Origin of the sequence: Erysipelothrix sp. P66, from assembly GCF_038682365.1 — a bacterium.
Taxonomy (GTDB): Bacteria; Bacillota_I; Bacilli_A; order Erysipelotrichales; family Erysipelotrichaceae; genus Erysipelothrix; species Erysipelothrix piscisicarius.
Genome location: NZ_CP152290.1, coordinates 222,405 through 235,158 on the forward strand (window position 1 = coordinate 222,405; position 12,754 = coordinate 235,158).

10 protein-coding genes and 1 tRNA gene are annotated in these 12,754 nt (G+C 35.8%); 7 read left to right on the forward strand and 4 right to left on the reverse strand.

Features of this window, described 5'->3' with window-relative positions; all coding sequences use genetic code 11:
* Positions 1-67: 67 nt before the first annotated feature.
* Together pta and AAG186_RS01080 are read right to left on the reverse strand one after the other, a co-directional pair.
* Positions 68-1,048 (reverse strand): phosphate acetyltransferase, encoded by a 981-nt coding sequence (gene pta, locus AAG186_RS01075; RefSeq protein ID WP_125164847.1) that lies wholly within the window; start codon positions 1,046-1,048, stop codon positions 68-70.
* 93 nt (positions 1,049-1,141) lie between these two features.
* Complete coding sequence (locus tag AAG186_RS01080) at positions 1,142-1,969, reverse strand: helix-turn-helix domain-containing protein (protein ID WP_161637118.1); 828 nt, start codon at positions 1,967-1,969, stop codon at positions 1,142-1,144.
* A gap of 97 nt (positions 1,970-2,066) precedes the next feature.
* Here AAG186_RS01080 and ugpC point away from each other — a divergent pair, with 97 nt between their 5' ends.
* The 7 genes from ugpC (at position 2,067) to AAG186_RS01115 (ending at position 11,196) form a co-directional block, all read left to right on the forward strand.
* The gene (ugpC, locus tag AAG186_RS01085; protein WP_161637116.1) at positions 2,067-3,170 is read left to right on the forward strand and encodes a sn-glycerol-3-phosphate ABC transporter ATP-binding protein UgpC; all 1,104 of its coding nucleotides are present in this window, start codon (positions 2,067-2,069) and stop codon (positions 3,168-3,170) included.
* Positions 3,171-3,223: 53 nt separating this feature from the next.
* Entirely contained in the window at positions 3,224-3,526 is a 303-nt protein-coding gene (locus AAG186_RS01090; protein WP_125164844.1) for a hypothetical protein, read from the forward strand.
* 150 nt (positions 3,527-3,676) lie between these two features.
* Positions 3,677-3,751: transfer RNA gene (locus tag AAG186_RS01095), tRNA-Gln, on the forward strand.
* A gap of 535 nt (positions 3,752-4,286) precedes the next feature.
* Positions 4,287-5,660 (forward strand): InlB B-repeat-containing protein, encoded by a 1,374-nt coding sequence (locus AAG186_RS01100; RefSeq protein ID WP_342621842.1) that lies wholly within the window; start codon positions 4,287-4,289, stop codon positions 5,658-5,660.
* Positions 5,661-5,840: 180 nt separating this feature from the next.
* Positions 5,841-8,894, forward strand: coding sequence for an InlB B-repeat-containing protein (locus tag AAG186_RS01105; RefSeq protein WP_342621843.1), 3,054 nt, complete (start codon positions 5,841-5,843; stop codon positions 8,892-8,894).
* 165 nt (positions 8,895-9,059) lie between these two features.
* The gene (locus AAG186_RS01110; RefSeq protein WP_200542460.1) at positions 9,060-9,968 is read left to right on the forward strand and encodes an ATP-binding cassette domain-containing protein; all 909 of its coding nucleotides are present in this window, start codon (positions 9,060-9,062) and stop codon (positions 9,966-9,968) included.
* A complete protein-coding gene (locus AAG186_RS01115) occupies positions 9,961-11,196 on the forward strand; it encodes an ABC transporter permease (RefSeq protein WP_342621844.1) in 1,236 nt (411 codons plus the stop codon). Before AAG186_RS01110 ends, AAG186_RS01115 begins: the two co-directional genes overlap by 8 nt.
* Positions 11,197-11,242: 46 nt before the next feature.
* Here AAG186_RS01115 and AAG186_RS01120 read toward each other — a convergent pair whose 3' ends face one another.
* Both AAG186_RS01120 and AAG186_RS01125 read right to left on the reverse strand, forming a co-directional pair.
* On the reverse strand, positions 11,243-12,028 hold the full coding sequence (locus AAG186_RS01120) for an aspartate dehydrogenase domain-containing protein (RefSeq protein WP_161637108.1): 786 nt from the start codon (positions 12,026-12,028) through the stop codon (positions 11,243-11,245).
* 131 nt (positions 12,029-12,159) lie between these two features.
* Positions 12,160-12,690: a 4'-phosphopantetheinyl transferase superfamily protein gene (locus AAG186_RS01125; protein WP_200542458.1), complete on the reverse strand. Its 531-nt coding sequence runs from the start codon at positions 12,688-12,690 to the stop codon at positions 12,160-12,162.
* Positions 12,691-12,754: the final 64 nt, after the last annotated feature.

Genomic DNA, 12,754 nt, shown 5'->3' on the forward strand with positions numbered 1-12,754 from the left:
TATAGTGTATTTCTTATCTTAATCTGAGTCCACAAAAATAAAAGAACACTCCGAAGAGTGTCCGATATTATTTAATTAATGTTTGAGCTGCAGTAATAATTGCAAGTTTATAAACATCTTCTTCAACACATCCACGTGATAAGTCAGATACTGGTTTGTTTAGACCTTGAAGAATTGGTCCAATTGCTTCATATCCACCAAGACGTTGTGCAATCTTATATCCAATATTTCCGGATTGAAGATCTGGGAAGATAAATACACGGGCATTACCTGCTACACTTGATTCAGGAGCTTTTAATTGAGCAACTGTAGGCACAAATGATGCATCAAATTGCAATTCTCCATCAATTTGATATTCAGGCGCAAGCTCTTGAGCGATACGTGTTGCTTCCACAACTTTATCAACTTCTTCACTCTTTGCAGAACCTTTAGTTGAGAAACTTAAGAGTGATACAATTGGGTCGATATCAAAGAGTTCAGCTGTTTTTGCACTTTCAACAGCAATTTCTGCTAATTCTTGTGAACTAGGGTTGATGTTGATGGCGCAATCTGAGAATAAGTATGATTCATGACGTTTGAAAATAATAAATGCACCACTTGTACGACTCACACCAGGTTTTGTCTTAATAATTTGTAATGCTGGACGCACTGTATCACCTGTTGAGTGAATTGCACCACTCACCATAGCATCAGCATCTCCCATATACGTTAACATTGTTCCAAAGTAGTTTACATTTTTAATCCATTCGTAAGCATCTTCTTTAGCTAATTTACCTTTACGACGTTCCACAAGGGCATCAACCATTGCTTCTTTTTTGTCTTCAGGGTAAGTTTCTGGATCGATAATCTCTACTTTATCCATCAAGAAACCTAAATCTTGTGCTGACGATAAAATTACTTCTTTATTACCTAAGATGATTGGATGACAAAGTCCATCAGCTGCTAAACGTACTGCAGCACCGATAATTCGTGCATCAACACCTTCTGGAAAAACAACTTTAATGTCTTTTCCGGAAATCTTTTCTTTTAAACCTTCAAATAAATCCATTTGTAAGTTTACCTCCTATATACATTTACTTATTATACACCAAATGTTCACGAGTAAAAGAAAATGGCTTAAAAAGAAACCAAAAAGAACAATTTATAGAACAAGAAGATATGCTAAAAGCAGATCATCCAAATGACGTAATGATAATCCGGTCAATTCATGAAATTTATCAATACGGTAGTTAAGCGTATTTCTGTGTATAAATAGTGCTTGCGCTGAAGAGGTTACATTACCTTCGTGTTCCCACATGCAAATAATTGTTTCAACCATATCATCTTGTGACAAAATGAGTTGTCGCATGGAGGAACCAATTGAGCTGGAACGTATATGTGGCGTTACATATGCTTGAAGGTAAGTATTTGAAAAGTTATTAATACGTGCCGGGTAGCCTGACTTATGAAATAACAACGTTTCTTCTTTAAATAAAGCAATCAAGTCATCATTCATCATTCGATCGGAACCTATATATAAGGATGTGTTTGTAGAGAAATCATCATCCAAGGCAGCGATAAACCCTTTAAGCGATTCTAAGTCATAAAGTCGTGAATCTAAAACCACAAGACCTGAATGATTATTAATATAGAAAGCATCTAATGGGTTTTCAAAGAAGTGCTTAAACGTTTTCAACCACAAGTCATGATTTTGATTGAGATACTTCACATGAAAATGGATAAAATGATAAGACTTGGTAGATGCAAGCGTCAAGGCCTCACCGTTGATAAGATGCTGATACCACATTGATTTTTGATCTTTTTCTTTAAACATTAAGGATAATAAGTCTTTCTCTGTTTTGTTGAGAACAGAAACATTAATCATCAAATATTGATATCCATCATAAAGCACAAACTCTGATTCGGAAGCATTATTAATTTGGCTTACCCGAGCACTGGGATAGAGTTTTTGTAGGTCGTTAAATGTCATATGGTCTCCTTGCACAATTTCTTTGTTCAACAATACTATATCATATTTGTAACCGCTTTATTATAATGTATTTAAGAAAGTAAAAGGGGATAATTACATGGCAAATATTAGCTTAAAGAGTATTTATAAACGATATGACAAAAATGATCACGATACCGTTGTTGATTTTAATCTCGAAATTCAAGATCAAGAATTTATTGTGTTTGTTGGGCCATCTGGATGTGGTAAATCAACGACATTAAGAATGATTGCAGGTTTAGAAGATATTACTTCTGGTGAATTATGGATTGGAGATCGTCTGGTAAATGATGTCGAACCTAAAGATCGTGATATTGCGATGGTTTTCCAAAACTACGCTTTATATCCGCATATGACAGTGTATGACAATATGGCTTTTGGTCTTAAGATTCGTAAGACACCAAAAGATGAAATCGATAAGGCGGTTAAAAATGCAGCTGAGATTTTAGGCTTGGATACTTATTTAGATCGTAAACCAGCAGCGCTATCAGGTGGTGAACGCCAACGTGTTGCACTTGGACGTGCGATTGTTCGTGATGCAGAAGTATTCTTAATGGATGAGCCATTAAGTAACCTTGATGCGAAATTACGTGTAGCAATGCGTGCGGAAATTACGAAATTACACCAACGTCTTAAAACAACAACAATCTATGTTACTCATGACCAAACCGAAGCGATGACAATGGCAGACCGAATTGTTATTATGAAAAAGGGAATTGTACAACAAATCGGAACGCCAAAAGAAGTTTACAATTCACCAAATAATGTATTCGTAGCTGGATTCATCGGATCACCGGCCATGAACTTCTTTAAAGGACGCGTTGAAAATGGACACTTCATCGCAAGTGAAAATCTAAATGTACCAATTCCAGAAGGAAAATACAAAGTCCTTCAAGATAATGGTTATGAAGGAAAAGATGTTATTTTTGGAATCCGCCCAGAAGATATTCATGATGAACCACTGGTTCTTGATTCACAACCGGAATCAATTGTTAAGGCATTGATTTCTGTATCAGAGTTATTAGGAGCTGAAACAATGGTTCATGCTTCAATCGACGGACAAGACTTTATTTCTCGTCTTGGGGTTAATGAAGCGTATAGCTCAGGTCAAGAAGTTGAACTCTCAATGAACTTAAGTAAAGGTCACTTCTTCGACATTGATTCAGAAAATATTATTAAGTAGGTTTTATTCAAGGAGACTCAGTCTCCTTTTTCCCATATATATAAGGAGAAACTATGAAAGAATATAAGAATATGATTTATATAGCATTAGGTTTGATTCTTTCCGCAATTACTTATGGATTAAGTTTTGTTCTACCGTTTCAATTTTATTCCATGTTAGAGTTCTTAGCGTCTTTAGTTTTATTGGGGATAGTCTTGGTTGGACTTGGAAATGTGATTCTAGGTCGTAAAGAGAAAAAACATCCTAAAAGTAATCATAAGAAACAACGTTCGGAGCTGATAAGCGTTTCTACAGATATGTTTTTTATTGTCTTACCGATGTTGATACTTATTGTATATCACTATGTGGTGCGATGATTATGCTGTTATTTGGCTTGTTAATCGTGAACGAAAATCACATTTAGAAGGTAATGTTTAAAAGTTTAAGAATTATATAAAAAAATGTGTTTTACCCCTTGCATTGCCTACGTGTTATGCTATAATAAACAAGCAAACACGGAAAGATATTGGGCCATAGCCAAGCGGTAAGGCATCACACTTTGACTGTGACATTCCCTGGTTCGATCCCAGGTGGCCCAGCCAATATGATAATCAAACAAACAATTTCATTGTTTGTTTTTTTTGTCTCGTGGGTGAAGGATATCGTATTTTTCCGCAATAGTTAGTAAATACAGCTTCTTCTCAAGCGCATTGTATGGATTCAAGGTCTTCATAATAGCCTTTATTAAAAATTTTACTTACGATGCCTCCTTGCAGGAAGGGTTGTAAGGATCAATCGCGTGTCATTAAAATCAAGAAGATTGAAGGGTAAGGACAAAGATTTCATTAAAAAAAGATGAAAGTATTAAAACTAAAATGTTAAGTTTATGAATTAATTGAGAATTACGAAGAATGCGGTCAAACATTAAATGTGTTTGTATGAACACGTTTTCAAATCATAATTAGATTCGATTCGGTAAAGCGTAATCTAGGAATGCGACGCATTTGTAATAATATTTTATGAAAAAAAGCCAAAAAATGTCCGTTTATTACAAAATCTGACAGGATTGTGTCATATTAATCTTAATTTTCTTAACAGATGTTAAATTGAGAATACATCTAATAAAGGAGAATTAAGATGAAAAATTTAAGAAAACATATTTTAAGTTTTGTCTTAGTAACGATGTTAATGGTAAACGTCGTGAATATCAGCAGTGGTGTGAAAGCAGACTACAGTCCAGCGGATCTTTTGGGAAATCATAGTTCAAATATTTTATCACCATCATACCAGGTAGGATTTATCCCCGAGGTCACAAATCCCTCAGCCTTATCTTATCCAATCGTATACGAACTCTATTTCGAATATGAGACAGGCGTTATTGATTTGATTGACACAGTGATTTGTGATGATGAAGCCGATGTTATGGAGACGGTCAGATTTAAATTAGTAGATAATGTTAATTTAGGCCTAGTCCAATCACACATCTTAATGGTGAACAAACAGCCCGGACTTATTGCTAAGAGTACATTTGATTCATCAAATAGATTTAATGCAGGATTTTATGCAGAAGGTGGAACATTTCAAAATGGTTCAAACACTTATTCGATGGCATCTTACTTGGATCAACTTTTAACATATGATCAAAATTATGAAGAGCCTGTTCGTCCTGGATTTACATTTGTAGGATGGGAAATGGATTTTGCGGGTAGTGGTTATATGTGGAATCTCGATAGCCAATTGGTTGATTGGCACGAGGACTTATTTGCTGTTTGGTCTGAAGATCCTGTGATTGTGGATTATTCCGTATCATATGATGGAAATGGGGCTTTAAGTGGTGATGTTCCTAATGGAACACGTGTTGAAGAAAACGAAGTTTATACAGTTCTCGATACCCTTCCAAATCTATCGAAACCAGGATATACATTCGATGGATGGAATACTGCACAAGGTGGAACGGGTCAAGCAGTTCAACCTAATGAGTTATTTACGGTAACTGAAGATACAATATTCTATGCACAGTGGAAGAAAGACATTATTCCAACGGTTGAGTATTCTGTAAGCTATGATGCAAATGGTGCAGACCAGGGAGTAGTACCAAACGGAGCGAAAGTTGAAGAGAACACGGTATATAAAGTTTTAGGAAATGAAAATGACCTTATCCTTGCAAACCATAAATTTATGGGTTGGAATGATAAAGCGGATGGTTCAGGTAATCATTATGACGGTGAAGACACATTGACTATCAAGTCCGATATCGTATTTTACGCTCAATGGGAAATACAACAAAAACCGATCCCAACAGAGCCAGAAGTAACAAAACCAGAAGTGACACAGCCTGATTTAAATATCGATGAAATACAGAAAGATCATCCAGATGGTGTTGGAAATGTACAAAGTGATGCAGTACTACCAAGTACGGGTGTGAATGAGAATCTTCTTGTTCCAATTGTAGGATCAGGAATAATCATTATTGGTATTACGCTTGTTATTCTAAAGAAAAAAGAATCATAATACAGTGTTAAGGATGAGGAAACCTCATCCTTTTTTTTATTTATTATTAATAAATAAATCATAGAAATTGTTGCTTGATTCATAAACTATATTTTCTTTATAACATAGATTTATCGATTAATGACATTTGAATAAATTTTTATTTGATAGAAAATATAATGATTGCATGGAGGTAAGGGTATGAAAAAACAAAGTACTTATGCTAAGAAATCATTGGTAATTATGTTATGTCTAATGCTCGGTGTGGGAAGCGCTCAAGTTGCATTCGCAAATGAAGACCCGGAATTTATTTCGGAAGATTCCGTTGTCACAACAGAAGCAATAGATCAAGAACAAGAAGAATCTACAGAAGTTGTGGATGAGAATGAAACAGAGTCAACAGATGAGGAAGCAACAGAATCTGCAGAAGTTGACGATAAAGAAATAGACGAAACAGTTGAAGAAGAAGCGACTTTAACGGAAACTGTTGAACCATCTACTGATGCAGTTGAAGAAGAAACAACAGATGAAACTGTAAAAGAAGAAGTTAAAGAAGAAACTAAGAAGGTTAAAGCAGTCAAATATAATCTTGGCGCAATTAAAAACAAAACAGAGCTTGAAGCAGCATTTGCAGGCGCTCTTGAAGGTGACGTCATCACTTTAGCATCTGATTTTGTAGCCGAAGATGTTTCAATAACAGTTCCAAATGCAAACATTACATTTGATGCGAATCATGTTATCTGGACAAATTCAACCCTTGAAGTTACGGTTGCTCACAACGTAACACTTAATATTAAGAATCTTGTTATGGATGGGGTAGGACATACATCAAATCTACTTCGTATTTCAAATCCAACAGGTGTTATTAATTTAAGTAACAGTAAATTTATCAATAACGGTGCAACACCAATTACTGCAAATATTCAGTCAGGAGCTGAGTTCACGATTGATACAACTCTTATTAACAATAATAAGGGTGTGACAGGTGGATCTGCTGTACAACTTTCTGAAAACAGCCGAGGTACCTTTAACGTTACAAATAGTACAATTTCAAATAATACGGGTACTAGTGGCGGATATACCTCAGGAGCCATCGGTGGTAAAAACATCTACAGTGATATTAATATTGCAAATACAATTTTAAGTAATAATCACAACGATTCCATTAATACCGGTGTATTTGGTGGTGGTGGTGGTGCAATCGCATTACACTACTATCGTGGAAATATGACGATTAAACAAAGTTATTTCAAAGGAAATAAAGCAGGTGGTGATGGCCATTCTGAAACTTATGATGGAGGCGCAATTTATATCTTTGATGGTCGTGATGGCGCAACCGTCGATATTGATCAAACAACCTTTGCATACAATGAAGCAAAAGATGATGGTGGTGCAATCTTATTCCAAGGTTCAGGTACTCCCGCAGGATTAACTACAAACATCCACAACAGTACATTCTATGGCAATAAAGCCGGCGGTACTGATGGAGCGAATCTACCCGGTGGAGCAATTATGTACTTTAAAAATGGTGGATCTTCGAAAATGTCGAACACTATTTCGGGCTCTACATTTATGGATAATGTCGCAGGGAATGCAGATGTTGATACTGAGTTTAAAGGTGGAGCGATCTCTTTAAGTGGTGCGGGAATGCTCGCTACTGCTACGATTAATTATAAGGGATCACTATTCTTCGGCAATCAAGTTTACAAAAATGGCGTGATTGACCCAACGGCTAAATTTAAAGACATTTCGAATAGTTCATCTTCGGTAATGAGAAATGGTAATATTATTAATATCGATCAAAGCACACCAGAAGTAGCAACTCAAGCTAAAAAAGAAATTTTTGGATTTAAAAATGTTGGCTTAAGTCGTGATCAATCGGAGTTAGTGGCAGGGATTGAAGGGGAAGTCATTCCTACAATCGCAATTAAACCTGAAGGACCAGCAGATGATGGCTTCATCGGTGGAAATACTGATGGGTACGATCAACGTGGGAAGAAACGTTTAGGTGATATTGGTGCTGTAGAAATCCTTTGGATTAACTATGATGCTAATGGCGGGAATTTTGACTTAGAGGAAATGAATGACTACGAAGGTGAAACTTACTATGAAAAAGATGCGTCTTCAAAAGTTGTTTCCTATTATGATATAACTTCAGCTGAGTCTATTAAAGAAGAACAGACAGAAGATAGCATTCATCCAGAACGTGTAGGATACAAGTTTATGGGATGGTCAAAAGATATCAATGCAACAACACCAGATGCAGACTTTAACACACGTAAACCTGTGAAAGTTGCTGATGACAGTCTACGTCTATACGCTGTATGGCGTGTAGGGGATGCGTTCACGGTTACCTATCATGGTAATGGAAATACAGCGGGTGTTGAACCAACAGATTCAAATACCTATGATACAAATGAAAATGCAGTTGTTCTAGGTGAATCGACTTTAGTTAAAGATGGTTGGAGTTTTATTGGCTGGAATACTCTTGCTGATGGAACAGGAACGGACTATGCGAAAGATGCCAACATTACGATGACACAAAATGTAGATCTTTATGCACAATGGGAAGAAGATGTTACACCTCCAGTTACAGAAAAATTCACAGTTACTTATAAAGGTAATGAGAATACAGCTGGAACAGCACCTGTTGATACTAAAGAATATGAAAAAGGTGAATCAGCAACCATTCTTGGTGCTGGAGACCTCTCAAAAGACGGATATGAATTTATAGGTTGGAACACCCAAGCTGATGGAAAAGGTGACACAGTAAGTGGCTCAGTGACTGTTAATGCGGATGTTACACTCTATGCACAGTGGAAAAAAGTAATTGTTGTTGTAGATACATATACGGTTGAGTATGATGGAAATGGAAACACTTCCGGAAATGCACCGATTGATTCACATCCTTACGAAAAGGGTGAAAACATTATCGTAATGAGTTCAAATAATTTAGTTAAAGAAGGTTATAACTTTATTGGCTGGAATACTCAAGCGGATGGAAAAGGTGATAGTTATGCACCTGGCGACTCAATTGATGTAGTAGGAAATGTTAAACTCTACGCACAATGGATTAAAGCAACAAAACCTGTTGACCCTACAAAACCAGTAGATCCAACAAAACCTGGCGAAAACAATCAGACGGATTTACCTCAAACTGGGGTATCTGATAGTAGTGTTGCAGTGATTGCAAGTATTACTTTAATCGGATTAGGCTTGGTACTTGTTAAAAAACGTAAACAAGAAGAAGCATAGTTAGGACGGATATTTAGAAAGCTTAGCATTGAGAGATGCTAAGCTTTTTTTGAGAGTGGGAGCATTTTATGTCATTTGGGTATGAAATAGGTCGATTTAGAACCGCATCACCTTTATTACAAATTCCCATGATAAAATATTTTTAAAGTGAGAAGGAGAAATGTTATGAAATTAGAATTTAATCAGATTAACAAGTATTTTGACGAACATCATGTGCTCAAAGATATTTCATTTGAAGTGAACAGTGGTCAAATCTTTGGCTATCTTGGTCGTAATGGAGCGGGAAAAACAACGTCAATTCGAATCTTAATGGATGTTTTTAAACCCAATTCGGGGAATATTACCATAGATGGGAAACCATTTAGTCCCGAAGATTATCGCATTGGTTACCTTCCCGAAGAACGTGGTATGTATTCTAAAACACGTGTTATTGATCAACTTGTCTATTTTGCAATGCTTCGCGGTGCTACCCGCGAAGAAGCGATGGATTCTGTAAACTATTGGGCTAAACAATTTAAGATAGAAGAATATCTCGACCGTAAATTGGAAACCTTGTCGAAAGGGAACCAACAAAAAGTACAAATTACGCAAGCTTTTTTAAATAATCCAGACATCTTAATCCTTGATGAACCATTTAGTGGTTTAGACCCTGTGAATTCTCAAGTATTTCAAGATGCCTTAACGAATTATATTGCGGATGATAAGATTATTATTTTTTCAAGTCACCAAATGAGTTATGTCGAAACATTTTGTGATGACATTGCCATTATTAATCAAGGATCAATTGTTTTAAATGGATCCCTTAATACAATTAAAAAAGAGCTTGGAAAGGATAAAATTCGTATTCAAGCCCATAATTATGATTCGAATCAACTCATGGCATTGTTGAGCAGTGATCAAGTGCATGTTGAGGCGGATGAGAAATCGGTGATTGTTTCTTTATCAAAAGAATTGTCAAAGAAGGCATGGATGGCATCCGTGATTGAATCCGATATTGATTTAAAACTCTTGTCAGATTATGAACCAAGTCTTCAAGATATTTTTGTAGCAAAGGTAGGAGATCATCATGAATAAACTGAGTACTGTATTTAAATTTGAATTTTTAGAAATGTTACGAAAACGCAGTGTAAAAGTAACAACGTTAATTTTATGCATGGCGGTTTTGTTCATCACATCAATTCCGACAATCCAAACATTCTTTAAGGAAGATCCATCAAGTGAACCTCAAACAGGTGAAGTGGTAACTGAAATCCGAAATGAGTGGGGATTTATCTTCGAGGATGAATCGATTGATAAAGCAATGTTTGCTTCAATGCTTGGTCTCGACCATCTTAAACAATTTGATTCCGAGGCGACAATGAAAACATCATTGCTCAATAAAGAAATAAAAAAAGGATTTATTTTACAAAGCAGTACATCCTATAAAGTACTGACAATTGACAAGGATATGTTTGGTTTTGAAGATGGTATAATTGAAGATACATTAAAAACAATGGCCATTGATGAAAATTTTAAGGCAAATAATATTGATGTAAACGAAGCGCGTAATGCGATGAATGTTTCAATTACATCAGAGGTCGAAACAATCGGGAAGGATTCCTCACAAGGATTCTTTATAGCTTACGTTATTATGTTTGCAATGTATATGTTGATTCTTTTCTTTGGTCAATCCGTAGCAACGTCCGTTGCACGTGAGAAAGACAGTCGAACCATGGAATTGCTTATTACCAGCACGGATCCTAAAGTTCTTATTCTTGGAAAAGTATTTGCAATGGGAGCTGTTGGATTGTTGCAAGTTGGTACAATCTTATTGTCCGTATTTATAGGTTTTATGGTAAATAAGGTGAATTATGATCCAGATATTTTAATGATGGTACAAGGATCGCTTACGTTCTATACAGCAATTGTGTATTTAGTATTCTCAATTGCAGGTTATATTTTATACCTTTATATTTTTGCGGCATTGGGTTCATTGATTTCTAAAGTAGAAGATGTAAGTTCTGCGACTACACCAATTACTGTTTTATTTGTTATCGCATTCTTTATTGCCTCAAGTAGTTTAAGTGCGCCGGATAGCCAACTAACGATTATTAGTTCCTATGTACCGTTTGTCTCGTTATTTACAATGCCAATTCGTTTTATGCTTACATCGGTAAATTGGATTGAAATTGTGGTTTCAATGGCAATTATGATTTTATCAACCTTAGTGATTGCGAAGATTTCGGTCTACATCTATCGTTTTGGTTCGTTAAATTATGGAAATAAATTAAAAATTAAAGACATACTGAAAGCAAAAAAATAACTCTTAAAGAGTTATTTTTTTTTGATATCGATCATTGAGTTTTTATTTAAAATACGATTGGAGCTACAATATTCTGTAGGACTGCAACAATACTCCAACCTGCTACACGACTGGTGCGGCTATAGATTTTCAAGTCTGTTTTTATTTCTTCGCCTTCAAGCATTATGCGATGTTCGTCACCCACATAACCTGGTACGGCATTAATGTTTAACGTTGTATTTTCGGGACCAGCACTTGCAAGGGCTATTGCTACAGAAACGTTTACGTGTGTTGGTAATGCAGCAATGGCTTCTTTTGTGGTTCCTGCGAAGACTTCTACAGGTTCTTGAATATCGATGAGTCCTTCTCGATTTAGAGATGTATGAACTAGGGCACGAGGGGATTTCATACCCGTCATTTTTACATTGACAGGGCTCATTAATGTAGCCGTTCGTAGGATATCAAATCCTCCGACTGCGCCACTTGCAATATGAACCTTTTTACCAGTTTCGCGCGCTACATCTTGTATATGGTTATAGAATGATGCATCAGCAAAAGCTCCGATTGAAAGTACAACAAGATTTGAACCGGAACGAAGAACTGTTTCAGTATAGTCAACGACTGATTTAACCGAAGCGGCTTCAGATGTATAATCAGGTTCGAGTGCCATTAACTCTTCGATTGTTGCACATGCTTTACAACCATAATGGTTTGCGAATGCTGCTGTACGAAGTGGATTGCGACCTAGAACACCTACAAGTTCGTATTCAGGTAGGTAGCCATCTACCCACGCTTGAGCAACGATGTCATTAAGAAATCCTGGCCCAATTAAAGCTAATTTTAATTTTTTCATATTAATTCCTTTCCTCATTTATATATGTATCTTAACATATATTTAGATAAGTGAACCGGTTTATAAGGATTTTGTTAATTCAACGTGTGAATTTTGTCTTATTGGTTTTGTGAATTGTTATGTAATCTTCATCAATCAAGGTCTATGAATTCGAATGTGGTCTTTTTTTCAGTAAGTAATGAACCGTAATAGCCTGCACTTAATGGTAGCGATGTATAGGTTAAATTTTTCATTTGGTTTTCTAAAATCTCTAAGACAGAGAAGTTTGGGAAATCTTTCTCAATTTTTAAGTCGAAAAATTTAATATAACATTCCTTGAGACACCATAATTTATAGAAACTTTGGATACCGTGCTGTCTCACAAATTCGATTTCGTTGGGATGATAGAAGCGATTCGCGATTTTTTGAAAGTTCACATCTTCCTTGTACTTTTGGATATCAATACTTAATGGATTAAGACTGAACGCATAAGTAGAGAACGCATCGGTTATCGTCTTACTATAATAAAAATCATTGTTTAAGATGACTGGTTTACCATTTTCAGTTTTATAAAGATACCATGTATCATCCAGTTGATTGCGATCTGTAAAGTCATGAATGCAAGTATCAAGTGTATGGCTTGTAGGATTTTTTGATTGATAAATAATGACATGATTTTCCATAAATTTCTCCTTAATAATGCAAGCATATCATTGTTTTGATCTTTGATTCGTAGACTTAAGAATC